The sequence below is a fragment of the Pseudomonas fragi genome (assembly GCF_900105835.1).
Lineage (GTDB): Bacteria > Pseudomonadota > Gammaproteobacteria > Pseudomonadales > Pseudomonadaceae > Aquipseudomonas > Aquipseudomonas fragi.
On sequence record NZ_LT629783.1, the window covers coordinates 4,579,987 to 4,603,658 of the forward strand.

The window sequence follows — 23,672 nt, forward strand, 5'->3', positions numbered from 1 at the left end:
AAGCCCTGCTAATCAGGCAGGGCTTGATGTGTAACGCTCAAGCTGTCAGGCAATCAGGGCCTGACGAGTACGCTCGATCACAGCTTGCAGAGGTTCTGCGCTGGAGTACTGGTCGGGGTACAGGCGTTCGCTGTGACGGGCGATACCGTGTTCGTTGACCAGGGTGAAGCTGAAGCATCCTTTGCGAGCGGCCATAATCAGGCAGTTCATTGGAGCAAAGGCGTTGGTTAGGGTGCGAATGGCATCCTGAGTATGGATTTGAGTAGACATAGTTATTAGGTGTTCCTACAAAAGACACGGATTCGATCCGTGCTGCATTAAAACGTTCCAGTGACGTCGAGCCATTCTTTGGCTGGACGAAGAACCTGACTGGAACAAAGCCGCCAGTTGGAGCGCATTAAGTATGTGGCGCTTGGGCTGGCAGGTAGGTACTTAGGAGGGCAGGCAGTCACAACAGGAGCTAAGGTTCCGTGCTCCGGGTGAAGATCCTGATCAATTTGCAGGTTGGTTCGGTCAGAGTAAAAGAACTTCGCGATACCCTGTGCGTTTGTGCAAAGGCCGTATCGTCGCAAGATTTACCTGGAAACCATCGAGGGGGTCGATCCCGTTTATTCAGCGTGCTTTCGCTTTTTTAGCGAGGTGCTGGAGGGATTTGTTCGGCCCGAATTGACTTTCAGCTTGGTACTAACGCTGCGGATACTAACGGGTTGAATTTTTAAACGCAAGTATGCTAGCAAAAATACTTTATGTGCTTGCACCGCCGCCGCAGCTTGGCGTGTGGCACTGGCTAGTACATTTTAGCCGTTTCGCCAGTGGGGCAGGGGGTGCATTCTGTCGGTAAAGCTCCCCTTGAGAGACGCGCCGCCGCGGTGCACCAACCTGCAAGCGGTGCCCGGTAAAGGCCCGGTGCGTTGCTGTTAATGTGAACTTGTGCACATTAACAGTGCTGCCGAAAAAAACAGTGCAGATACCCGGGTTTTGCGCTTCCTAGCCTGCCTGGTAAATTTAAGTCAATGAAAAACATCGTTTTTTTTAATTGGTGAAAAAATCGACAGTTTGACCCGAGGCCCCGCAGGGTGGGCGTTTGCGGAGGTTAAAGCAGGGTTGTCCACTGACTTATCCACAGGATCTGTGGATTGTCCCATGCGCTTGCTCTAGATCAAGGGTGTCGACTTTTTTGGACTTTACCCAGACGAAAAAAGGAGTAGAGTGGCGCGCCTTCTGTTCTGCCCTACAGTGTCGTATGAAGTTCCGCACAGCTACTTCCTCTGTTGCTCGCCCCAATACACCAACTGAAGCTCCCAAGCGCTTTTCTTTGCGGGTCGCTATCTGGCTGCTGGACAACCCGCGCCTGAGTGCCAGCCCCAGCGTCAAGCATGTGGCCGGGCACCTGCTCAAACAACCCGCCCGCCAGGGTGTGGTGTTGGCCCAGAGCCGTTTGGGCCAGTTGATGTGCCGTGAATGCGGCAGCGCCCGCGATCAGCGTATCGGCCACGAACTGTTGCGCCAGGCCGCTCGCGCCGGTGACCGTCTGGCGCAGCAGGAACTGAACAAGACCGAAGACTGAACTGTCTTCGGCGCTGACTGTTGGTTAACCTTGTTCTTTTACCTCGTGCGGAGGGGTTATGGCCCTGGATCTGAGCAGCCTGTTGCTTGGCCTGGCAGCAGCGGGCGTGCCGTTGCTGGCGTTAATCTGGCAGTTGCAACGCAAGCTCGGCGGCCAGCCCGCTGAGCTTGCACTGCTCAACGAGCGCCTGAGTACGGCGCAACTGGCCCAGGAGGGCCTGAGTGCCCAGCTGGACGCCTGTCGCGACGAAGTCAGTGATCTGGGCCAGGCCAATGCCGCCAAGCAGGCAGAGCTGGCCGCACTGGGCCGCGAAGTCGAACTGTTGCAGGTGGAACGGGACAACGGGCGCGATGCCGCCCATGCCTGGAACCTGGAGCGCAATCAGAAAGAAGTCGAGCTGCGGCGCCTGGATGCCCATGCGTCTGCACTGGCTGCTGAGTTGCGTGAGCAGCAGGATAGCCATCAGCAACGGCTCAACGACCTGCAGGGTTCCCGGGACGAATTGCGGGCGCAGTTTGCCGAGCTAGCGGGCAAGATTTTCGATGAGCGCGAGCAGCGTTTCGCCGAAACCAGCAATGAGCGTCTTGGCCAGTTGCTTGACCCTCTCAAGGAACGCATCCAGTCGTTTGAGAAACGGGTCGAGGAGAGTTATCAGCAGGAATCGCGGGAGCGGTTTTCCCTGGGCAAAGAGCTGGAGCGCTTGCAGCAACTGAACCTGCGCCTCAGTGATGAGGCCACCAACCTGACCCGCGCCCTCAAGGGCCAGAAAACCCAAGGCAACTGGGGCGAGCTGATTCTGGAGCGGGTGCTGGAGCATGCGGGGCTTGAGAAAGGCCGTGAATACCAGACCCAGGTCAGCCTCAAGGGCCCTGACGGCGAGCGCTTCCAGCCTGACGTGCTGATCATGTTGCCGGGTGACAAGCAGGTGGTGGTCGACTCCAAGGTCAGCCTCACCGCGTATCAGCAATATGTAGGGGCCGATGACGATGTAATCGGGCAAGCGGCGCTCAAGCAGCATGTACTGTCGCTGCGCAATCATGTGAAGGGCTTGGCCAGCAAGGACTACAAGCGCCTGGAGGGGCTGCACAGCCTGGACTTTGTGCTGTTGTTCGTACCGATCGAGGCGGCATTTTCGGCGGCGTTGCAGGCCGAGCCGAATTTGTTTCAAGAGGCGTTTGACCGGCATATCGTGATCGTCAGCCCGACCACGCTGCTGGCCACTTTGCGGGTGATCGACAGCCTGTGGAAGCAGGAGCGCCAGGGGCAGAATGCGCGTGAAATCGCCGAGCGCGCCGGCTGGCTGTACGACAAGTTCGTGCTGTTTATTCAGGACCTGGATGAGGTGGGCAATCGCCTGCAGCAACTGGACAAGGCCTACAGCTCAGCGCGTAACAAACTGACGGAAGGCCGCGGCAATCTGGTCAGCCGCAGCGAGCAGCTCAAATTGCTCGGCGCCCGGGCCAGCAAAAGCCTGCCGGCCGACCTGCTGGAGCGGGCTATGACCGACGTTGACGGCGTGGCGCACCCGGCGGAGTAGCACCGATAGGTGGTTTTGTGGGAGCGGGCTTGCCCGCGATGCAGGCAACGCGGTTTTCTATAGCTGCGAGGTGATGCCATCGCGGGCAAGCCCGCTCCCACAAGGGTGCTCAGCTACAGCGGTACATGCCTGCTCAGCAGCGCCCGCAGTACAGCAGGCTTGACCGGCTTGGGCAGGTACTCAAGGCCTGCCGCATGCACCTCGGCAATCATCTCCGGGCGGCCATCGGCGCTGATGACCACGCCCGGTACCGGTTCACCCAGTTGTGCGCGCAGCCAGCCCATCAGTTCTGTCCCCACCTCGCCGTCGTCCAGATGGTAGTCAACCAGCACCAGCTGCGGACGCACACCTTCATTGAGCAACGCTGCGCATTCTTCGCGGTTGCGGGCCGTCCACACCTGGCAACCCCAGCGCGTCAGCAGGCTTTGCATGCCGATCAGAATGCTGTCTTCATTATCAATACACAGCACCCGTGCCCCTGTCAGAGGCTGGCCGTTCTGCTCGGCGACCACCGGCTGCGGTGCGGCCTGGCTCCTGGCCATCGGCACGCGCACACTGAACACGCTGCCAAACCCTTGCCATGAGCGCACCTGCAGGCTGTGCCCGAGCACATGGCACAAGCCGTCGGCGATCGCCAGGCCCAGGCCCAGGCCTTTTTCGGCGCGGGTTTGATGGCTGTCGAGGCGTTTGAATTCTTCAAAAATCACTTTCAGCTTGTCTTCGGGAATGCCCGGCCCGCGGTCCCACACCTCAAGGCACAGCTCCCCGCCACGGCGACGCACGCCCAGCAGCACCGGGCCTTTGGCGTAGCGAAAGGCGTTGGTAAGGAAGTTTTGCAGGATCCGACGCAGCAATTTGATATCACTGTTGACCCGCACCCGGCTGCCGCGAACCCTGAAGTTCAGGCCCTGTTCCTGGGCCTGGGCGGTAAATTCATTGCCCAGGGTTTCGAACAGGTCGTTAATGGCAAACGGCTTGATATCGGGGGTGATCTTGCCGTTTTCCAGGCGGGAAATATCCAGCAGGTCGCTGATCAGGTCTTCGGCCGAGCGCAGGGAGCTGTCCAGATGCTGCACCAGTTTCTGCGCTTCGGCGCTCAAGCCTTCTTCCTGGTGGGAGAGGGCAGAGGAGAACAGGCGCGCGGCGTTCATAGGCTGCATCAGGTCATGGCTGACGGCGGCCAAAAACCGGGTTTTCGACTGGCTGGCGGTTTCGGCCACGCCCTTGGCTTCGGTCAGTGCCTGGTTGAGTTGTGACAGTTCATGGGTGCGCTCGGCAACCCTTTGCTCCAGGCCTTCATTGGCCTCGGTCAGGGCCTGCTCGGCTTCACGGAAGGCGGTAATGTCGGTGAAACTCATGACAAAACCACCTCCCGGCATCGGGTTGCCGATCAGCTCGATCACCCGACCATTGGGGAACAGTCGTTCCGAGGTATGCGCCCGGCCCTGGCGCATCCAGTGCAGGCGGCGGGCCACATGCACTTCGGCTTCGCCGGGGCCGCACAGGCCGCGCTCGGCATTGTGGCGGATGATGTCGGCAATCGGGCGGCCGACGCTGATCAGCCCCTCCGGGTAGTCAAACAGCTCCAGATAACGGCGATTCCAGGCCACCAGCTTGAGTGACTGGTCGACCACGCTGATGCCCTGGGTGATGTTCTCAATGGCGCCCTGGAGCAAGGCGCGGTTGAACTGCAGTACTTCCGACGCCTCATCGGCAATGCGTACCACGTCTTCGAGCTGCATTTCCCGGCCTTCAATAGCAGCTTTTACTACAGCGCGGGTGGAGGATGCGCCGAGCACGCCCGCCAGTAGCCGTTCGGTGTGGGCGATCCACTCGCCATTGGCGTTCTGGTTGGGGTTAAAGCCCTTGCCCTGACGGTAAGCGAAGCGAATAAAGCTCTGATGGGCGCGCTCTTCCCCGACAAAGCGCGCGGCGAGGGCCAGCAGGTCATTGATCTGCACCGACAGCATCGAACGGCCACTGGGGTGGCTGCTTAGTTCCTGGCCAATAAAACGTCCGGCCTGCCAGTGTTCTGATACGCGGGTGCGCGACAGTACCGAGACCCAGGCAAACAGGGTGAAGTTGCCCGCCAGCGACAGCACCACGCCCTGGGTCAGCGGGGTGATCGACAGGCCCAGCGGGTTGCTGTGCAGCCACGCCAACCCCGGGAAGTGGCTCAAGTGCCAGCCAAAGCTGTGGGCGATGAGCGGCAGTACCAGGGTGTAGAACCAGATAAAGGTGCCCGTAGCCAACCCGGCAAACACGCCGCGACGGTTGGCTTGTTTCCAGTACAGGGCGCCGAGCATGGCGGGCGCCAGCTGGGTGACGGCTGCGAAGGCTATCTGGCCAATGGTCGCCAGGCTGGCGGTCGAACCCAGCAGGCGGTAGCTGACATAAGCCAGCAGCAGGATCACCACGATCGACACGCGCCGTACCGAGAGCATCCAGTGACGGAACACCTCGAACGGGCGCTCGGCGTTTTTATGGCGCAGCAGCCACGGCAGCAGCATGTCGTTGGAGACCATGGTCGACAGCGCAACGCTGGCCACGATCACCATGCCGGTGGCCGCCGATGCACCACCGATAAAGGCCAGTAATGCCAGGGCCGGATGGGCCTGGGCCAGTGGCAGGCTGATCACGAAGGAGTCCGGCAGTACCGAGCTGGGCAGCAACATTTGCCCGGCCAGGGCAATCGGCACCACAAACAGCCCGGCCAGAATCAGATAAGCCGGGAACACCCACTTGGCCAGTTGCAGGTCTTGCGGGTCGATGTTTTCCACCACGGTGACGTGGAACTGGCGGGGCAGGCAGATGATTGCCATCATCGCCACGCCGGTTTGCACGATCATCGATGGCCAGTTGACGGTTTCTTTCCAGTACTCCTCAAGGCGCGGCGCGAGCATGGCCTGGTTGAACAGGTCGTCGAAGCCGTCATACAGCCCGAAGGTCACGAAGGCGCCGACGGCGAGGAAAGCGAACAGCTTGACCAGCGATTCAAAGGCAATGGCCAGCACCATGCCGCGGTGGTGTTCGGTGGCATCAAGGTTGCGCGTGCCGAAGAGGATGGTAAACAGGGCCAGCACCAGCGTCACAATCAGCGCCGTGTCCTCGACCCGCGAGCCGGTCGCGTCGGCCCCGGCCCCGATCAGCAGGTTGACCCCCAGCACGATGCCCTTGAGCTGCAGTGCAATATAAGGCAGCACGCCCACCAGGCAGATCAGCGCCACCACAATGGCCAGCGACTGCGATTTGCCGTAGCGGGCGGCGATAAAGTCAGCAATCGAAGTGATGTTCTCCTGTTTGCTGATCATCACCATCTTTTGCAGCACCCAGGGTGCGCATACCAGCAGTAGCACCGGGCCCAGGTAAATCGGCAGAAATGCCCAGAGTTGTTCGGCGGCCTGACCAACGGCGCCGAAGAACGTCCAACTGGTGCAGTACACCGCCAGCGACAGGCTATAGACCCACGCGCGAACCCGCGGCGGCAGCGGTTTGCTGCGCCGGTCACCATAAAAGGCAATGGCGAACATAATGGCCATATAGGCCAGGGCAACGGCGGCAATCAGCCCGCTGGACAACGACATGGACACTCCTGAAGGTATAAGGCCGCTGCAATCCGGCAACGGCAGGCTAGTCTCGCATGATGTTCGGGGCGCGTCAGTGTCGACCATGGTCTGAGCGCGGCCTGGTGTCGCAGCAGTTGAAGGATGACAAAAAAACCATATATAGGCAAAACAGATAACAGTTAGAGAAATTACCCGTTATATAGATATTCGATTTGGTTCTACTCTATTTGCACCTCATACGAGGAACAGGAGGAACCCATGACTTGCCCAAACAATGCCAAAGCCGGTTTTCGGCCATTCAGTCACTTGCAGCACCCGCGGGAAGTGATCCGCCAGTTCACCCCGAACTGGTTTGCCGCGACCATGGGCACCGGTGTACTGGCCCTGGCCCTGGCTCAATTGCCGGTCCATATCCCGGGTGTGCATGCCTTTGCCGAGGGTTTGTGGCTGTTCAATATCGGTTTGTTCATTCTGTTCAGCGTGCTCTATGGCGCGCGCTGGGTGCTGTATTTCGATGAAGCGCGGCGCATTTTCGGGCACTCCACCGTGTCGATGTTCTTTGGCACCATCCCTATGGGCCTGGCCACCATCATCAACGGTTTTCTGGTGTTCGGCGTGCCGCGCTGGGGTGAAGGCATGGTGCAGGTGGCCGAGGTGCTGTGGTGGATCGATGTGGCCATGGCGCTGGGCTGCGGCGTGCTGATCCCCTACCTGATGTTTACCCGTCAGGATCACAGTATCGACCAGATGACGGCTGTCTGGCTGCTGCCGGTGGTGGCCGCCGAGGTTGCGGCGGCCAGTGGCGGTCTGTTGGCACCGTATCTGAGCGATACCGTCATGCAGTTCCATGTGCTGATTACCAGCTATGTGCTGTGGGCGTTTTCGGTGCCGGTGGCCTTCAGCATCCTGACCATTCTGATCCTGCGTATGGCACTGCACAAACTGCCCCACGAGAGCATGGCTGCCTCCAGCTGGCTGGCGTTGGGCCCTATCGGCACCGGTGCCCTGGGCCTGCTGTTGCTGGGCGCTGATGCCCCGGCGATCTTTGCGGCCAATGGCCTGGCCCGGATCGGTGAGATTGTCGAAGGCCTGGGCCTGATCAGCGGGGTGATTCTGTGGGGTGTGGGCTTGTGGTGGATTGTGATGGCGGCGCTGATCACCATTCGCTACTTCCGCTCGGGCATCCCGTTCAACCTGGGCTGGTGGGGCTTTACCTTCCCGCTGGGTGTGTACTCGCTGGCAACCTTGCGCCTGGGCAGCATGCTGCACCTGAGCTTCTTTGATGTGGCCGGTTGTGTCCTGGTGCTGGCGCTGGCGCTGATGTGGCTGCTGGTGGGCACCCGCACCGTGCAAGGGGCCTATCGCGGCGAGCTGTTTGTATCGCCTTGTATTGCCGGGTTGAAGAAGTAAGTCATTGGCTCGGGTTCTGTGCGCTCACACACAGAACCCGAGCAAGGTTGTGCCCTGAGTGTTACAACGGCCCTCCAAAGAGAAAGCCCATCAGCGCAACGTGAGTACATGGATGATGAGTCACCCCTCGCAATTCAGCTTGCTCGGCAAGCGCCGCTTCCTGCCCTTTTTCGTGACCCAGGCCCTGGGCGCGCTCAATGACAACCTGTTCAAGCAATCGCTGATTCTGGCCATCCTTTATAAGCTCACTCTCGAAGGTGACCGGGGTATCTGGGTCAATCTGTGTGCGTTGCTATTTATCGTGCCTTTTTTTCTGTTCTCGGCGCTGGCCGGGCAGTTTGGCGAAAAATACGACAAGGACCGTCTGATTCGGCTGATCAAGCTGGGTGAAATCGCCATCATGGTGGTCGCAGCCATTGGCTTTGCCTTTGATCATCTGGCGTTGATGCTGGTGGCGCTGTTTGCGATGGGCACCCATTCGGCGCTGTTCGGGCCGGTGAAATACTCGATCCTGCCGCAAACCCTGCGGCCAGAGGAACTGGTCGGTGGCAATGGCCTGGTGGAGATGGGCACCTTTTTGGCGATTCTGGCGGGCACCATTGGCGCCGGGATCATGCTGTCGTCCGGCAATTACACGGTTATTGTCTCGGCGGTGATTATCGCGGTCGCCGTGCTGGGGTACCTGGCCAGCCGTGCCATTCCGCCTGCGCCGGCGGATACGCCAGAGCTGCGGTTGAACTGGAATATTTTCAGCGAGTCCTGGGCCACCTTGCGCATGGGGCTTAATCAGACACCAGCAGTGTCCCGTTCCGTAGTAGGCAACTCGTGGTTCTGGTTTGTCGGTGCGATTTACCTGACGCAAATCCCGGCCTATGCCAAGGACTGGCTCTACGGTGACGAGACCGTGGTTACCTTGATTCTCACCGTGTTCTCGGTGGGCATCGCTTTGGGTTCGCTGCTGTGCGAGAAGCTCTCGGGGCGCAAGGTTGAAATTGGCCTGGTGCCTTTTGGCTCGTTTGGCTTGACCGTATTTGGCCTGTTGCTGTGGTGGCATTCGGGGCAAATGCCGCAAAACCTCCAGGCCAACGACTGGCTGGGTGTGCTGGGCTTCAGCCAGGCCTGGTGGGTGCTACTGGATATTCTCGGGCTCGGTGTGTTTGGCGGCTTCTATATAGTGCCGCTGTATGCGCTGATCCAGTCGCGCACCTCGGAAAGCGAGCGGGCGCGAGTGATCGCGGCCAACAATATCCTCAATGCGTTGTTCATGGTGGTGTCGGCGCTGATCACCATCCTGCTGCTCAGTGTGGCCAAGCTGACAATTCCGGAGTTGTTTCTGGTGGTGTCGCTGATGAACATCGCAGTCAACGCCTACATCTTCAAAATCGTGCCTGAATTCAGCATGCGCTTCATGATCTGGCTGTTGAGCCATTCCATGTACCGCGTGCAGCACAAGCATCTGGAGCTGATCCCCGATGAGGGGGCGGCGTTGCTGGTGTGCAACCATGTGTCTTTTGTGGATGCCCTGCTGATAGGCGGGGCAGTGCGTCGCCCGATTCGCTTTGTCATGTATTACAAAATCTACAATCTGCCGGTGCTCAACTTTATCTTCCGCACCGCAGGTACGATTCCCATTGCCGGGCGTGCTGAAGACGAGGCGATCTACGAGCAGGCATTCGACAGGATTGCCCGGTATCTGAACGATGGTGAGCTGGTGTGCATCTTCCCTGAAGGCAAACTCACCACGAACGGGCAGATTGACGAGTTCAAGGCGGGAGTGACGCGGATTCTGGAGCGCACGCCGGTGCCGGTGATTCCGATGGCGTTGCAGGGGTTGTGGGGCAGCTTTTTCAGCCGTGATCCAAACAAGGGTTTTTTGCGGCGCTTGTGGTCGCGGGTAACCCTGGTGGCCGGTGCGCCGATAGCGCCCGCCGAAGCCACGCAAAAGCTGTTGCGTGAGCGGGTGATGGAATTGCGCGGGGCGGTCAGATAGGCAAAGCAAAAGTGGGAGCGGGCTTGTTGTGGGAGCGGGCTTGCTCGCGATGCAGGCACTGCGGTTCTTCAGAAAAACCGCGGTGATGCTATCGCGAGCAAGCCCGCTCCCACAGCCGAGTGTGTTAAGCGCTGATCTTCAGGCCCACCAAACCGGCAATGATCAGTGCAACACTGGCCAGGCGGAACAATGCCATCGACTCGCCAAACAGGATGATCCCGGCGATAACCGTGCCTACTGCGCCCACGCCGGTCCAGATTGCGTAGGCTGTGCCCAGTGGCAGTTCTTTCATGGCTAGGCCTAGCAGGCCAAGGCTGATCACCATGGCGCCGACGGTCAGGGCTGTCGGTAGCGGGCGGCTGAAGCCGTCGGTGTATTTCAGGCCGACAGCCCAGCCAACTTCAAACAGACCGGCGAAAAACAGAATGATCCAGGACATCTTCATCTCCATCAATTGATGGGGTCGTCCCCGGATTAATCACTCGATGAGCCGCGAGGTCGTCCTCGCTGTGCGCAGTATATTGCACACGATTAATCCGGCAGGCAAGCCCGAAATTTCACTCAGTTGCCGCCTTGGCAGCCGCCAGGCGGTCTTCTTTCTCGCTCATGCGCCTGAAGTACGTCGACAGCAGCGCCCCCGAAATATTGTGCCAGACGCTGAAGAGCGCACTGGGCACGGCTGCCAGCGGCGAGAAGTGGGCGCTGGCCAGCGCTGCGCCCAGCCCCGAGTTCTGCATGCCGACTTCCAGGGCCAGGGATTTGCGCTGGGCCAACGGCAGCTTGAACAGACGACCGGTAAAGTAACCGAGCAAATAGCCGAAGCTGTTATGCAAAATCACCACGGCCATGATCAGCAGGCCGGACTTGGCGATTTGCGCCTGACTGGCCGCCACCACCGCGGCGACGATGATGACGATACTGACCACCGACACCAGCGGCAGTACGTCGACGGCGAAACGCACCCGTGCGCCAAGCAGGCGCTGGGCCAGTACGCCGAGGACAATCGGCAGCAGCACCACTTGCAGGATTGACCAGAACAGCTCCATAAACGAAACCGGCAGCCAGGCCGACGCCAGCAACCAGATCAGGGCCGGGGTCAACAAGGGAGCGAGGAGGGTGGTCACGGCGGCGATGGCCACCGACAGCGCCAGGTCGCCGCGAGCCAGCCAGGTCATGACATTGGATGAAGTGCCACTTGGGCAGCAGCCAACCAGGATCACCCCTACGGCGATTTCGGGCGGCAGATGGAACACCTGGCAGAGCAACCACGCCACGCCGGGCATGATCACGAAATGAGCAACCACGCCCAGTGCCACGCGCCAGGGGTGGCGGGCAACTTCGGCGAAGTCATCGAGTTTGAGGGTCAGGCCCATGCCGAACATCACCACGCCCAGCAGCGGCACGATGTAGCCTTTGAGGCCGACAAACCAGCCGGGCTCCAGAAACGCCAGTACGGCGAAAATCAGCACCCAGTAGGCAAAGGTATTACCGACAAAGCGGCTTAAGGCGGCGAGTGCGCGCATGGTGGTCCTTATTATGGTTATTGTTCGATCCGTAGCAGCTGCCGAAGGCTGCGTTCGGCGGCGTAGCCGTCGTAAAAAGTGAATGCACAGTTTGACTTTAAAACCGCGCATTCAGAATTTACGAGCGCTTCGCACTCGAACGCAGCCTTCGTTCCTCGGCAGCTGCTACGGGTGGGTGGTTTTTAGATACCCTGCGGGGTTTCTTCGCCGCCCAGTGCTTCAAACAGTTGCGGCAAGAACTCGCCGAAGGTCAGCATCATCAGGGTGAAGCTGGCGTCCTGCTGGCCTAGATCGTCGTCGCCGCCGTCCTGTTCCGCCTGGTCTTGCAGCAAGTCTTCGAACTTCAGGCGCTTGACCACCAGTTTGTCGTCCAGCACGAACGACAGCTTGTCCTGCCATGCCAGTGACAGCTGGGTCACGACTTTACCCGTGCTCAGGTGCAGCTGGATTTCGTCGCTGGTCAGGTCCTGGCGTTTGCAGCGGATGATGCCACCGTCTTCGTGGGTGTCGCGCAGCTCGCATTCGTCGAGAACGAAGAAGTTGTCAGCGGCTTTCTGGGTCTTGACCCACTCGGTCATCACCGCGCTAGGCGCAACTTTTACGGCCAGCGGGCGAACCGGCAGCGAGCCGATCACTTCACGCAGGGTGGACAGCAGGTCTTCGGCGCGTTTCGGGCTGGAGGCGTTAACCAGGATCAGGCCCTGTTTTGGCGCGATGGCGGCAAAGGTCGCCGAGCGGCGGATAAAGGCACGCGGCAGGAAGGCCTGGATGATTTCATCCTTGAGCTGATCGCGTTCCTTTTTGTAGACCTTGCGCATTTGCTCGGCCTCGATCTCTTCGACCTTCTCCTTCAATGCATCGCGCACAACGCTGCTTGGCAGGATGCGCTCTTCCTTGCGGGCGGCAATCAGCAGGAAGTCCTGGCTGACGTGAACCAGCGGGGCGTCTTCGCCTTTGCCGAACGGGGCAACGAAACCGTAGGTGGCTACTTCCTGGCTTGAACACGGGCGGGCCAGTTTGGTGGCCAGTGCAGTTTCCAGCACCTGTGCATCAAAAGGCAGATCTTGGGTCAGGCGATAGATAAGCAGGTTTTTGAACCACATGGGGTGAATCACTCCTATATACAAAGGCGCATTATTCGCCTGATAACCTTAATAGGCCAACCCTGCGCTAAGCCTTTGTCATCGTTAGGAAAATTATTTTAAAAAGTGCTTGCCAGACTATAGGTCGCTCCGTAGAATGCGCGCCACACCGAGAGTGAAAGGGTGATTAGCTCAGCTGGGAGAGCATCTGCCTTACAAGCAGAGGGTCGGCGGTTCGATCCCGTCATCACCCACCATTCGCTCACAGTGTTACGCGCAGCGGTAGTTCAGTCGGTTAGAATACCGGCCTGTCACGCCGGGGGTCGCGGGTTCGAGTCCCGTCCGCTGCGCCATTTTTAATACCATAAGCCCCTTGAACGCTTGTGGTTGGGATAAGCCCGCTAAATGCTGGTTTGCCCGAAAGGCTTCGGTTTGGCAGTTCGCTGCGAAATCAAAGATGCAGGGTGCTGGAAACGGCTGTTTTTACCAGGTTTTGAAAAAAACCAAAATAAAAACAACCACTTACACAAATAGTGTGAGAGAATGCGCCCCGCAACGAAAGTGAAGTAAATGGGTGATTAGCTCAGCTGGGAGAGCATCTGCCTTACAAGCAGAGGGTCGGCGGTTCGATCCCGTCATCACCCACCACTTACTTTCAATGTTACGCGCAGCGGTAGTTCAGTCGGTTAGAATACCGGCCTGTCACGCCGGGGGTCGCGGGTTCGAGTCCCGTCCGCTGCGCCATATTCTGAACACAAGCCCCTTGAACGCTTGTGATCAACAAAAAGCCTGCCTTGTGCAGGCTTTTTTGTGTGCGCAGGTTTTGTTTAATTAATAAAAACCTTAAATAAAACAAACACTTACATAAAAATTGTGAGACAATGCGCCCCGCAATGAGAGTGAAGTAAAAGGGTGATTAGCTCAGCTGGGAGAGCATCTGCCTTACAAGCAGAGGGTCGGCGGTTCGATCCCGTCATCACCCACCACTTACTCACAGTGTTACGCGCAGCGGTAGTTCAGTCGGTTAGAATACCGGCCTGTCACGCCGGGGGTCGCGGGTTCGAGTCCCGTCCGCTGCGCCATATTCCGATCACAGGCCCCTTGAACGTCTGTGATCAACAAAAAATCCTGCCATGTGCAGGCTTTTTTGTGCGCGGGTGTTTTGTGGCGGGTGGGAGCGGGCTTGCTCGCGATAGCATCGACGCGTGCTTACTCAAGAGCCGCAGCGTTTGCATCGCGAGCAAGCCCGCTCCCACAGGTATTTTGCGTGGGTTTAGAAATCCCAGCGCGTGGTCACCATCACATTGCGCGGGTCGCCGTAGTACGACGAGTTATAGAAACCGATATTGGTGTAGTACGACTTGTCGAACACGTTGTTCAGGTTGACCGTGGCCGACAGGTTTTTCGAGATCTGATAGCGCGCCATCAGATCAACCAGCCAGTACGGGTCCTGGGAGAATTTTTCCACGGTGCCGCCCTTGTTCCAGTTGGTCAGCATCTGCCAGCCGGTGCTCTGCCAGCGCACGCCACCGCCCAGGGTCAGTTTGTCCAGATCACCGGTCAGCTTGTAGCTGGTGTAGAGGTTGATCTGGTCTTCCGGCTCCCAGGTCGAAACCTTGGTGCCGCCCTGGTCACGGCTGACCTTGTGGGTGTAGCCCGCCTGCAATTGCCAGCCCGGCATCAGCTCACCGGAAATTTCCGCCTCGTAACCCTTGGTCGTGGCCTTGATACCTTTGTAGGCGTAGTCGATTTCCGGGTTGGTCGGATTGCCGTTGTAGGCCATGTCCGCTTCAGGGCGGTTGTCCTGATGCACTTCGAAGTACGCCAGGCTTGAGTTCAGACGACCGTCATAGAACTCGCCTTTCAGGCCCAGCTCATAGTTGGTGCCTTCGTCCGGTTCAAGCATCTTGTTGTTACGATCGCGGTAATACGTCTGCGGCAAAAAGATCTGCGTGTAGCTGGTATAGGCCGAGATATTGGGGGTGATGTCGTAGATCAGGGCGGCGTAGGGCAGCACTTTGCCGGTGTCCTTGGCCTGGCTGGTGCCGGTCACGTTGTAGTCGGCCACGCGGGTGCCCAGCATCAGCTTCAGGTCATCGGTCAGGCTGAAGCGACCGGTCATGTAGGTGCCGACCTGGCGCGTGGTTTCATCGTTGTAGGAGGTGACATTGCGCCAGTCCGGCTCCAGCGCTTCACCTTTCCAGTTGTAGTAGTCGTAGGCGTTGTTGACCATGTCGGCGTTGGTGTAGTCCTTGCCGGTCCAGTGCGACCTGGAGATCGAGCCGCCAACGACCAGTTCGTGTTCGCGCCCCAACAGGCTGAAAGGCCCGGTGGCAAACAGGTCGCCGCTGTCGCTGACGTATTCGCCGGTGTACTTGCGCGCCAGGATCGGCGCCAGGCCGGTGGTCACGTTCGGGTCGAGGAGTGCGCCCAGTGGAGCGTTATAGCCGTTGATCTGGTGGTTGTACTGGCCTTTGACTACCCAGCCATTGTCGAAGTTGTGCTCCAGGGTCGAAAACACGGTGCGCGTGTACTGCTTCCAGCTGCTCCATTTGGTGCCGTTGTTGAACGAGCGCGGAGTGCTGATGCGCTCACCGGCGGAGTTGAACAGCGAGGCGCTGCCTGACCAGCTTGAGCCTTTGGGGTTGTTGTCCTGGTAGTCGGCACCCAGGGTGAGCAGGGTGTCGGGCGTCAGGTCCACTTCAAGGATGCCGTAATAGACCTCGCTGTCGCGCTTGTAATGATCCATGAACGAATGCTTGTCCTGATAGGCCGCCACGGCCCGGCCACGCACGTTGCCACTTTCGGTTAATGGCCCGCTGACATCGATTTCGGAGCGGTAGTTCTCCCAGGAGCCTGCGCCCACATCGATATGGGCCTTGAATTCACGGGTCGGCTTTTTGCGCACCATGTTGATGGTGCCGCCCGGGCCGCCTGCGCCGGTGAGCAATCCGGTTGCCCCCTTGAGGATCTCGACGCGGTCGTAAATCGCCGTGTCTGTCAGGGTGTGGCCGGCCGAGTACTGCGGGTCCTGCAGGATGGGGATGCCGTCGTACTGGAAGTTCTTGATCGCAAAGCCGCGCGAGTAATAGCTGGTGCGGTCACTGTCGTAGGTGGCCACGGTGATGCCGGGGGTATGGCGCATCACATCGTCAATGGAGTTCATGCCGAAATCGTCCATCGCCTGGCGGGTCACCACGGAGATGGACTGCGGGGTTTCCTTGGGCGTCAGCACCATACGTGTTGCGGTGGCGATGGAGCCTGGGGTGTAGGACCCGCTACCTTCGGTGATCGTCCCCAGTTGGTTGGCGCTGACCTGGGTGGCGCCCAATTCCAGGGCGCCGCCTGCTGCCGGCAGGGCGTCCAGCCTGTAGCCGTTGGTGCTTTTGACCACCGTGTAACCGCTGCCGCGCAACAAGGCTTCGAATCCGCCTTGTTCGTTGTAGGCACCATGCAGGCCGGGAGTCGACAAACCCTCCAGGTTGCTCGACTGGAAAATGATGGCTACGCCAGCCTGTTGTGCGAAGCGGTTAAGTGCGCTGCTCAGCGGGCCTGCCGGGATATCGTAGGTCTGCACGGCTGCTGTTTGCGCCTGGGCGGTAGCGGCGCAGGCCACACCAGCCGCCGAAGCAACGATCAAGTGAATCGCCAGCGTGAGCGGTTTGTAGGAGGTCAGCATGGAAGACGTAGTCCTTTATGAGTCGTTGTTACCTACCTTGACGGTTGACTCGAAAAAAGCGGAACGAATGGGAATTATTATTTTTTGGCCGGTTGCAGCTGACTGATGACGATCAGCCACGGTGTGTACGTGTTGATCTGCAGGGGTAGGGTGTCAGCGATCAGTTGCAGCGCCCGGTCGGTGTCGTCCAGGGGCAGCACGGCCGAGACGCGCAAGTGGGCCAGGGCAGTGCGATCAAACTGCAGGTGGCCGCGTCGATGGCGGGAAATTTCATCAAGAACTTCAGGCAATGGCTGGTTCTCAACCACCAGTTGATGACGCTCCCAGGCCTGGTTGATGCTGGCCGGTGAGACGCTGCCAGCGAGTTCCACCGAGTCGCGGTGGATCAATGCCCGCGAGCCTGCAGCCACTTCCAGGGTTTGCTGCTCGTTGGCGCTCTGCGCCGCGACACGGGATTGCAGCATGCTCAAGACCGTCGTGTCGCCCTGGCGCTTGACCACGAAACGGGTGCCCAGGGCGCGCATGCTGCCTTGCGCGGTTTGCACAAAGAAAGGTCTGGTGCTGTCGTGGGCAACTTCAACCAGCACTTCACCCTGGAGCAATTCGATGCGGCGTTCCTGAGCATTAAAATGCACGTTAACTGCGCTGGTACCGCTGAGGGTGATGGTCGAGTTGTCGGCCAGGCGCTGCGTTTTCCAGTCGTTGGGGCCGGTACTGATATCGGCCATCCATTGCGCGGGGTAATGGCTTTTGAGAAGCAGGGTAACCGGCAGGGCCAGACAGCCTGCAATCAGCAGTGCGCGCAGGGCCTGTTTGCGTCGGGTTACGGCTTTACGCCCGGCGAATGCGGCGTTGAGCGCCGCTTTGGCCGGCACCGATTGCTGGCGCAAGGCCTGCAGGCGGTTGATGACATCCTGCATGCGCAGGGCGGCGGCGGCGTGTTGCGGGCTTTGTTGCTTCCAGCGCTCGAACTCCAGGCGCAAGCCCTCGCTGAAGCCTTCTTCGTGCAGGCGAAGGATCCATTCGGCGGCTTGTTCGTCTATTGATTCGGGCTGTTCGGGCATGCGGGCTCAGGTGTTCAGGCTATGGCTGCAATGCAGCAGGGCCTGGATCAGGTACTTGCGCACGGTGCGGTCAGACAGGCCCAGTTGCCGGGCGATTTCGCACTGGGTCAGGCCGTCCAGGTAATACAGCACAAAGGCCTGGCGTGCCTTTTCCTGCATGCCTTCGAGAATAAAGGCGATCTGCTCCAGGGCTTCCAGGGTGGTGAGAATCTGCTCCGGCGACTGAAAACCTTCGAGGGCTTCGGCGGTCAGGGCCAGTTCTTGCAGATAGGCGTTTTCTATCTGTTTGCGGCGCACCTGATCGATGATGAGCCTGCGTGCTGTAGTGCTCAAAAAGGCCCGGGGCTCGCGCAGGGTGGCGACCGACTCGCGGGCATTGAGGATTCGGGCGAAGGTGTCCTGGGCCAGATCGGCGGCATTGTGCGCGCAACCGAGTTTTCTGCGCAGCCAGCCAAATAGCCAGCCATGATGCTCGCAGTACAGGTCAGTAATAGCGCTCTGGTAGGACGGTTCACCCGAAGCCATAGGACTTTGCCTAAACGTTATTGAGAATAATTACCAATTCTCAACGAAAGTCCGGGGTAAACGCAAGGCGGGCGATGAAATGCTACGGTCACTTACAACTGTAGGAGCGGGCTTGCTCGCGATGGGGCGCATCGGTGTGGCAGTTACACCGCGTTGTATCCATCGCGAGCAAGCCCGCTCCCACAGGGTTTGGAGGCGGGCGTTTTAGTTCTTCGCGATTAAGTTGCCGGCATGCAGGCCGCATTCTTTTTGCGTGGCTTCTTCCCACCACCAGCGGCCTTCGCGCTCGTGCTGGTTGGGCAGTACCGGGCGGGTGCAGGGCTCGCAGCCGATGCTGATAAAGCCGCGCTCATGCAGGCTGTTGTAAGGCAGCTCCAGCATGCGGATATAGCCCCACACTTCCTCGCTGGTCATCTGTGCCAGCGGGTTGAACTTGTACAGCGTGCGCTCGGGTGTGGAGAACGCGCCGTCGATTTCCACAGCGGCTACCTGGCTGCGGGTGCCGGGGCTCTGGTCGCGGCGCTGGCCGGTGGCCCAGGCCTTGACCGTCGACAGCTTGCGTCGCAACGGTTCGATCTTGCGGATGCCGCAGCATTCGCCGTGGCCGTCCTTGTAGAAGCTGAACAGGCCTTTTTCCTTGACGAACGGTTCGAGCTTGCTTTGATCCGGCGAGATTAGTTCGATCTGGATCTTGTAGTGCTCGCGTACCTGTTCGATAAACCGGTAGGTCTCGGGGTGCAGGCGGCCGGTGTCGAGGCTGAACACCTTGACGTTCTTGTTGAGCTTCCAGGCCATGTCCACCAGCACCACATCTTCGGCGCCGCTGAAGGAGATCCAGAGTTCGTCGCCAAAGTGTTCAAAGGCGAGTTTGAGTATGTCTTGCGGGGACTTGCTGGCGTATGTCGCGGCGAGTTCAGCGACGTCAAACGGATGGCTCATCAGGCGGCTTCCTGCAGTGAATGGCGCTGGGCGCTCTCTAGTGGCGTGATCTTAGCAAAAAGCGCGGGCTACAGGGTTTGCAGCGTATCGAGCAGTACCTTCACTTTGGTGATCGATTCCTGGTATTCGTCCTGCCAGTCGGAGTCGGCCACAATGCCGCCACCGCCCCAGCAACTGACGCGCCCGTCCTTGACCAGCAGGCTGCGGATGGCGATGGAACTGTCCATTTCGCCGCGAACGTCGAGGTATAGCAATGAGCCGCAGTAGAGGCTGCGGCGTGTGGGTTCCAGTTCGTCGATGATCTGCATGGCGCGGATCTTGGGAGCCCCGGTAATCGAGCCGCCGGGAAAGCTGTCGCCAATCAGGTCCAGGGCGTCCTTGCCGTCAGCCAGTTCGCCGACAACGCTGCTGACCAGGTGATGAACGTTGGGGTAGCTTTCGAGGGTGAACAGTTGCGGTACGCGCACCGAGCCGGTGCGGCAGGTGCGGCCCAGGTCATTGCGCAACAAGTCGACGATCATCAGGTTCTCTGCGCGATCCTTGGCGCTGGCCAGCAGTTCGGCGGCGTTGGCTGCGTCTTCGGCGCTGTTCTTGCCCCGTGGCCGGGTGCCTTTAATCGGCCGGGTTTCTACCTGATGGTGGCTGACCCGAACAAAGCGCTCGGGGGACAGGCTCAAAATGGTGTTGTCGTCCGCCAGGCTCATAAACCCGGAAAAAGGCGTCGGGCAGGCCTGGCGCAGGGCGCAATAGGCGGTCCAGGCATCACCTTCGCACTGCGCGCTAAAGCGCTGGGTGTAGTTGACCTGATAACAGTCGCCCGCCTGGATGTAGTCGTGGATCTTGCTCAAAGCCTGTTGGTACTGGCTGGCGCTGATATCCGGCTGCATCGGCTGCTTGAGGGAGAACGGCCCATTGAGCTGCGGTGCGGGCTGGCTAAACAGCTGGATCAGGCGATCGCGTTGCGCGGGTTCAAGGCTTGGGTGAAACACCAATTGGCTGGTGGCTGCCTGGTGGTCCGTGATCAGTGCCCAGGCATACAGACCCAGTCGCGCATCCGGCAGGTGCAGGTCATCCAGGGCGTGGGCTGGCAGCTGTTCGAGTTGTCGGCCAAAGTCATAACTCAGGTAGCCGATCAGGCCGCCCGCGAAGGGTAATTCGTAAGCGTCGGGCAGGGTGGCGTTGCCCAGTTGCTGGAGGCTGTTACGCAGGCGCTGCAAAAATGCTGGCCCTGATTCGTCTTTGTTCATGGCCAGCTCTGCCTGTGGCCATGCGCTCATCAGGTCATAACGGCCACGGTCGGCAGTCGGGCGGCCGCTGTCGAGCAGCACGGCGCCGGGGGCGTGACGAATCACCGCAAAATAGTCGGCAGGGTTGGCGAGGTAGGGCAGCGGGTAAACGGAGCAGGTGAGCATGCGCAGCAAATCAGCCATCGGAGCGGGGGGCTGATTGTAGTCCTGTGCAGGGCAGCAAATCTATGTAGCTTGTGGGAACTGTGACAGCTGTTGGAGCTGTGGGAGCGGGCTTGCTCGCGATGGATACGACGCGGTTTAGCAGGAAAACCGAGTTGACAGCATCGCGAGCAAGCCCGCTCCCACAGGTTTTTGGCTTACTCGGGCTGGTGAATATGCCCAAAAAGCTCCTGGGCAAAGCGCACGCGCTCTTCCGGGGTTTCGGTGATGCCTTTGGCGGCCAGTTCTTCAAGGTGTGCTTCGACTGCGTGGGTGCGCAGGGTCAGGCCGCAATCGTTGGCAATCTGGATATTCAGCCCCGGACGGGCGTTGAGCTCCAGGATCAGCGGGCCTTTGTCCTGGTCGAGGACCATGTCCACGCCGATATAGCCCAGGCCGCACAACTCGTAGCAACCGGCCGCCAGCTTCATGAAACCGTCCCAGTTGGGCAGTTGCACGCCGTCCACCGCGTTGGTGGTGTCGGGGTGTTTGCTGATGATGTTGTTCAGCCAGGTGCCGCGCAGGGTCAAGCCGGTGGCCAGGTCGACGCCAACACCGATGGCACCCTGGTGCAGGTTGGCCTTGCCGCCCGATTGACGGGTCGGCAAGCGCAGCATGGCCATTACCGGGTAGCCCATCAGCACGATAATGCGGATATCCGGCACACCTTCGTAGCTGATGCTTTTGAAGATCTGGTCCGGGGTAACCCGGTACTCGATCAGCGCGCGGTCACGGTGGCCGCCCAGGGAATACAGGCCGGTGAGGATGCTGGAAATCTGATGCTCGATCTCTTCGTGGCTGATGATCTTGCCCGAGACCGTGCGAAACCGGTCTTCGAAGCGATCCGCAATCACCAGGATGCCGTCACCGCCCGCACCTTGCGCGGGCTTGATCACGAAGTCGCTGCGACCACCGATGATTTCATCGAGCTTGTCGATTTCCTTTTCGGTGGAAATCACCCCGTACATTTCCGGCACATGAATGCCGGCCTTGATCGCGCGTTCCTTGGTGATGATCTTGTCATCCACAATCGGATACAGGCTGCGTTTGTTGTACTTGAGTACGTAGTCCGCATTGCGCCGATTGATGCCCATGATGCCCCTGGCTTCCAGGGCCTTCCAGGTCTTCCAGAAGCCAAACATCAGGAATCAGCCTTCAGGAACGCTTTGAAACGTACCAGCTCGGTCAGGCGATAGCCGCGATAGCGACCCATTGCCAGCATAAAGCCGACCATGATCAGCAGGACTGCCGGGAAGGTGAATACGAAGTACACCAGCTCCGGCACGCTCATCACCAGATACGCCAGGGTAGCGGCGAACAGGGTGCCGATCGCGACTTTCATGGCATGCCCGCCACCGCGCTCTTCCCAGGTGATCGACAGGCGCTCGATGGTCATGGTCAGGATCACCATCGGGAACAAGGCCACGGACAAACCGCGCTCCAGGCCCAGTTTATGGCTGAACAGGCTGATGGCCGCGATCAGGATGACCACAAAGGTCAGCACCACAGACAGGCGCGGCAGCATCTGCAGCTTCAAGTGTTCAAGGTAGGAACGTAGCGTCAGCCCCAGTGCGGTAATCACCGTAAACAGGATGATGCCAAAGCCCAGCTGGGTCTCGCGGAACGCCAGGGCAATCAGAACCGGGGTGAATGTGCCCAGGGTCTGCAGGCCGATCAGGTTGCGCAGGATCAGGATCACCAGCACGCCGATCGGGATCATGACCATGATCATGAAGGTTTGCTGGGTCTGCAGTGGCAAGCCGTAAAGCGAGTATTCAAGGAAGTTGGCGTCAGTGTTTTCGTCAGTCAGCTTGGCCAGGCGAATGGCGTTCATTTCGCTGTTGTTCAGGCTGAAAGTAACGTTGGCTTTTTTACCGCCATCCACCGTGACCATTGGCTCGTCGCCGATCCACCACAGCAGGCGGTCAGACGGCAGGCCCTGTTCGCCGGTTTCCGGGTTGAAGTACAGCCAGTCGTTGCCGTTGAAGCTGCGCAGCCACAGCTCCGGGGTTTGGGGTTGTTCGGCCACCAGGCGGATGGTGTGGACTTTTTCCATTGGCACGTGGGCAATCGACAGCAGCAGCTCGATGACTTGTGCCTTGTGCGCGGTCGACGGATCGCCGGCCAGCAGCAGCTTCACATTGTCATCGTTGGCGTTGCTGACGCGCTTGATGGTCTCGCTGATAAAGGTCTCGACGTCGGCCGAGTGCTGGCGGATAGGCGCGAGCAAGGCTTCGGCAGCGATTTTTTCCGGGCCTTCGACGGCGATGCTGTCACGGAAAACCGGGCCCTTGACCTTGGTTTTTTCACCCGAGTAGCGCTTGGTCAGCACCAGGCGGTAGTAGAGGGTTTGCTTGCCACTGACCCGGCGTGCCGACCAGGTGACCTTGCGGTTGCCATCAACCCGGTTGACGCTCACCCCGTAGTTATTGGAGATAAAGCTCTCGTTCAAACTGACGTAGTCGCGGTTGAGCGGTGGCACGAACATCTGGATCTTGACCGGATCCTTGGAGCTGGCGACGAATTCGACCTTGGCGTCGATATTCCACAAGTCGTCCGTGGCATCTTCGGTTACCGGAATGCCGAGAACGAAAATCTGGTAGGCAGTAATCGAAATGCCCAGCACCACCAGGATGGTGATCAGGATTTTCAGGTGAAGGGTAAGCGCGCGCATTTCAATTACTCTGCGGTTTGAGCGTTGGCGACACAGGCAGGTTTGCCAGCAGCGTATTTAAGACTTGGGTCAACCAGCGCATCAAAGCGTTTCAGCGCTTCGGAGCCGATCAACAGCGGGTATTGGAACGCACTTCTATCGGTCAAGTTCACTTCGATGGTGCGTAAAGCCTTGCCCATGCAGATTTCCAGGGAAATGACCGGGCGTGAGGTGTAGTTCTTGTCAGCCTGCGGGTCGTAGTCACCCGAGCGACGCTTGATCTTGCTGACACGGGCCAGCGGGCGTTCGATGGGGTGGGAGTGGGCATCATCGATGGCCAGGTAAAAGCGCACCCAGCTCTCGCCATCACGCTTGAAACGCTTGATATCGCGGGCACTGAGCGAGGCGGTCTTGGCGCCGGTGTCGAGTTTGGCCGCTACCTGCAAGTCAATGCCTGCCAGTTCTGCGTATTCATTAAGGCCATACACGGTTTTTTCGCCAGCCAGGCTCAGGCCGGGTACGCATAGCAGGCAGGCGAGGATAGAGAGGGGGAAACATTTCATAAATCGAAGCACGTCTCTTGCAATCTTCAGATCAAGGCGACTGGCAGGAGCGCAAGTTTCCTCGTGCGGCTGCCCTATGGATGAGGGCAGGGCGGATGCGGTCGGCATTCTAACATGATGGTTTTA

At 59.3% G+C, this 23,672-nt stretch carries 17 protein-coding genes and 6 tRNA genes; 10 read left to right on the forward strand and 13 right to left on the reverse strand.

Annotation, left to right across the window (positions count from 1 at the left end):
- Positions 1-45: 45 nt before the first annotated feature.
- On the reverse strand, positions 46-270 hold the full coding sequence (locus BLU25_RS21075) for a hypothetical protein (protein WP_019407963.1): 225 nt from the start codon (positions 268-270) through the stop codon (positions 46-48).
- Positions 271-1,243: 973 nt separating this feature from the next.
- Between BLU25_RS21075 and BLU25_RS21080 the strand changes: the two genes are divergently transcribed.
- Positions 1,244-1,567 carry an SEL1-like repeat protein gene (locus BLU25_RS21080; RefSeq protein WP_029611287.1) on the forward strand — a complete coding sequence of 108 codons (324 nt, stop codon included), beginning with the start codon at positions 1,244-1,246 and terminating at the stop codon, positions 1,565-1,567.
- A 172-nt stretch (positions 1,568-1,739) separates the two neighbouring features.
- A complete protein-coding gene (locus BLU25_RS21085) occupies positions 1,740-3,104 on the forward strand; it encodes a DNA recombination protein RmuC (protein ID WP_162939411.1) in 1,365 nt (454 codons plus the stop codon).
- Positions 3,105-3,217: 113 nt separating this feature from the next.
- On the opposite strand, the gene BLU25_RS21090 is transcribed toward BLU25_RS21085, so the two are convergent.
- Positions 3,218-6,688 carry a hybrid sensor histidine kinase/response regulator gene (locus tag BLU25_RS21090; protein WP_016779885.1) on the reverse strand — a complete coding sequence of 1,157 codons (3,471 nt, stop codon included), beginning with the start codon at positions 6,686-6,688 and terminating at the stop codon, positions 3,218-3,220.
- Between the two features lie 240 nt (positions 6,689-6,928).
- Here BLU25_RS21090 and BLU25_RS21095 point away from each other — a divergent pair, with 240 nt between their 5' ends.
- Both BLU25_RS21095 and BLU25_RS21100 read left to right on the forward strand, forming a co-directional pair.
- Positions 6,929-8,080, forward strand: coding sequence for a TDT family transporter (locus tag BLU25_RS21095; RefSeq protein ID WP_016779886.1), 1,152 nt, complete (start codon positions 6,929-6,931; stop codon positions 8,078-8,080).
- Positions 8,081-8,195: 115 nt separating this feature from the next.
- Positions 8,196-10,070 (forward strand): MFS transporter, encoded by a 1,875-nt coding sequence (locus BLU25_RS21100; RefSeq protein ID WP_016779887.1) that lies wholly within the window; start codon positions 8,196-8,198, stop codon positions 10,068-10,070.
- Positions 10,071-10,194: 124 nt separating this feature from the next.
- Here the strand turns inward: BLU25_RS21100 and sugE are convergent, their stop codons facing one another.
- The 3 genes from sugE to rdgC form a co-directional block, all read right to left on the reverse strand.
- On the reverse strand, positions 10,195-10,509 hold the full coding sequence (gene sugE / locus BLU25_RS21105) for a quaternary ammonium compound efflux SMR transporter SugE (RefSeq protein WP_016779888.1): 315 nt from the start codon (positions 10,507-10,509) through the stop codon (positions 10,195-10,197).
- A 118-nt stretch (positions 10,510-10,627) separates the two neighbouring features.
- Positions 10,628-11,593, reverse strand: a complete 966-nt coding sequence (locus tag BLU25_RS21110; protein WP_016779889.1) for a bile acid:sodium symporter family protein — start codon at positions 11,591-11,593, stop codon at positions 10,628-10,630.
- A 182-nt stretch (positions 11,594-11,775) separates the two neighbouring features.
- Positions 11,776-12,696 (reverse strand): recombination-associated protein RdgC, encoded by a 921-nt coding sequence (rdgC, locus tag BLU25_RS21115; RefSeq protein WP_016779890.1) that lies wholly within the window; start codon positions 12,694-12,696, stop codon positions 11,776-11,778.
- Positions 12,697-12,856: 160 nt separating this feature from the next.
- Between rdgC and BLU25_RS21120 the strand changes: the two genes are divergently transcribed.
- From BLU25_RS21120 to BLU25_RS21145, 6 genes are all read left to right on the forward strand, one after another.
- Positions 12,857-12,932 (forward strand) — tRNA-Val (locus tag BLU25_RS21120).
- A gap of 19 nt (positions 12,933-12,951) precedes the next feature.
- Positions 12,952-13,028, forward strand: a tRNA-Asp gene (locus BLU25_RS21125).
- 219 nt (positions 13,029-13,247) lie between these two features.
- A tRNA-Val gene (locus BLU25_RS21130) sits at positions 13,248-13,323 on the forward strand.
- A gap of 19 nt (positions 13,324-13,342) precedes the next feature.
- Positions 13,343-13,419 (forward strand) — tRNA-Asp (locus BLU25_RS21135).
- Positions 13,420-13,585: 166 nt separating this feature from the next.
- Positions 13,586-13,661 (forward strand) — tRNA-Val (locus BLU25_RS21140).
- Positions 13,662-13,680: 19 nt separating this feature from the next.
- Positions 13,681-13,757, forward strand: a tRNA-Asp gene (locus BLU25_RS21145).
- A 191-nt stretch (positions 13,758-13,948) separates the two neighbouring features.
- Here BLU25_RS21145 and BLU25_RS21150 read toward each other — a convergent pair.
- From BLU25_RS21150 to rloA, 8 genes are all read right to left on the reverse strand, one after another.
- Positions 13,949-16,354 carry a TonB-dependent siderophore receptor gene (locus BLU25_RS21150; protein WP_016779892.1) on the reverse strand — a complete coding sequence of 802 codons (2,406 nt, stop codon included), beginning with the start codon at positions 16,352-16,354 and terminating at the stop codon, positions 13,949-13,951.
- A 77-nt stretch (positions 16,355-16,431) separates the two neighbouring features.
- Positions 16,432-17,418: a FecR family protein gene (locus BLU25_RS21155; RefSeq protein ID WP_016779893.1), complete on the reverse strand. Its 987-nt coding sequence runs from the start codon at positions 17,416-17,418 to the stop codon at positions 16,432-16,434.
- Positions 17,419-17,424: 6 nt separating this feature from the next.
- The gene (locus BLU25_RS21160) at positions 17,425-17,943 is read right to left on the reverse strand and encodes a sigma-70 family RNA polymerase sigma factor (RefSeq protein ID WP_016779894.1); all 519 of its coding nucleotides are present in this window, start codon (positions 17,941-17,943) and stop codon (positions 17,425-17,427) included.
- 204 nt (positions 17,944-18,147) lie between these two features.
- Complete coding sequence (locus BLU25_RS21165; protein ID WP_016779895.1) at positions 18,148-18,882, reverse strand: phosphoadenylyl-sulfate reductase; 735 nt, start codon at positions 18,880-18,882, stop codon at positions 18,148-18,150.
- A gap of 68 nt (positions 18,883-18,950) precedes the next feature.
- Complete coding sequence (gene pabB / locus BLU25_RS21170; RefSeq protein WP_029611288.1) at positions 18,951-20,294, reverse strand: aminodeoxychorismate synthase component I; 1,344 nt, start codon at positions 20,292-20,294, stop codon at positions 18,951-18,953.
- Positions 20,295-20,488: 194 nt separating this feature from the next.
- Positions 20,489-21,472 (reverse strand): alpha-L-glutamate ligase-like protein, encoded by a 984-nt coding sequence (locus tag BLU25_RS21175; protein WP_016779897.1) that lies wholly within the window; start codon positions 21,470-21,472, stop codon positions 20,489-20,491.
- The gene (gene rloB / locus BLU25_RS21180; protein ID WP_016779898.1) at positions 21,472-23,004 is read right to left on the reverse strand and encodes an osmotic stress tolerance membrane protein RloB; all 1,533 of its coding nucleotides are present in this window, start codon (positions 23,002-23,004) and stop codon (positions 21,472-21,474) included. The genes BLU25_RS21175 and rloB overlap by 1 nt, the downstream gene beginning before the upstream one ends.
- Before the next feature lie 5 nt (positions 23,005-23,009).
- Entirely contained in the window at positions 23,010-23,546 is a 537-nt protein-coding gene (gene rloA, locus BLU25_RS21185) for a retropepsin-like aspartic peptidase RloA (protein WP_016779899.1), read from the reverse strand.
- Positions 23,547-23,672: the final 126 nt, after the last annotated feature.

Excerpts from the sequence above, each read along its gene's own strand:
- BLU25_RS21075 (WP_019407963.1), bottom strand. The coding sequence starts at position 270 with ATGTCTACTCAAATCCATACTCAGGATGCCATTCGCACCCTAACCAAC.
- BLU25_RS21080 (WP_029611287.1), top strand. The coding sequence starts at position 1,244 with ATGAAGTTCCGCACAGCTACTTCCTCTGTTGCTCGCCCCAATACACCA.
- BLU25_RS21090 (WP_016779885.1), bottom strand. The coding sequence starts at position 6,688 with ATGTCGTTGTCCAGCGGGCTGATTGCCGCCGTTGCCCTGGCCTATATG.
- BLU25_RS21095 (WP_016779886.1), top strand. The coding sequence starts at position 6,929 with ATGACTTGCCCAAACAATGCCAAAGCCGGTTTTCGGCCATTCAGTCAC.
- BLU25_RS21100 (WP_016779887.1), top strand. The coding sequence starts at position 8,196 with ATGAGTCACCCCTCGCAATTCAGCTTGCTCGGCAAGCGCCGCTTCCTG.
- sugE (WP_016779888.1), bottom strand. The coding sequence starts at position 10,509 with ATGTCCTGGATCATTCTGTTTTTCGCCGGTCTGTTTGAAGTTGGCTGG.
- BLU25_RS21110 (WP_016779889.1), bottom strand. The coding sequence starts at position 11,593 with ATGCGCGCACTCGCCGCCTTAAGCCGCTTTGTCGGTAATACCTTTGCC.
- rdgC (WP_016779890.1), bottom strand. The coding sequence starts at position 12,696 with ATGTGGTTCAAAAACCTGCTTATCTATCGCCTGACCCAAGATCTGCCT.
- BLU25_RS21150 (WP_016779892.1), bottom strand. The coding sequence starts at position 16,354 with ATGCTGACCTCCTACAAACCGCTCACGCTGGCGATTCACTTGATCGTT.
- BLU25_RS21155 (WP_016779893.1), bottom strand. The coding sequence starts at position 17,418 with ATGCCCGAACAGCCCGAATCAATAGACGAACAAGCCGCCGAATGGATC.
- BLU25_RS21160 (WP_016779894.1), bottom strand. The coding sequence starts at position 17,943 with ATGGCTTCGGGTGAACCGTCCTACCAGAGCGCTATTACTGACCTGTAC.
- BLU25_RS21165 (WP_016779895.1), bottom strand. The coding sequence starts at position 18,882 with ATGAGCCATCCGTTTGACGTCGCTGAACTCGCCGCGACATACGCCAGC.
- pabB (WP_029611288.1), bottom strand. The coding sequence starts at position 20,294 with ATGCTCACCTGCTCCGTTTACCCGCTGCCCTACCTCGCCAACCCTGCC.
- BLU25_RS21175 (WP_016779897.1), bottom strand. The coding sequence starts at position 21,472 with ATGTTTGGCTTCTGGAAGACCTGGAAGGCCCTGGAAGCCAGGGGCATC.
- rloB (WP_016779898.1), bottom strand. The coding sequence starts at position 23,004 with ATGCGCGCGCTTACCCTTCACCTGAAAATCCTGATCACCATCCTGGTG.
- rloA (WP_016779899.1), bottom strand. The coding sequence starts at position 23,546 with ATGAAATGTTTCCCCCTCTCTATCCTCGCCTGCCTGCTATGCGTACCC.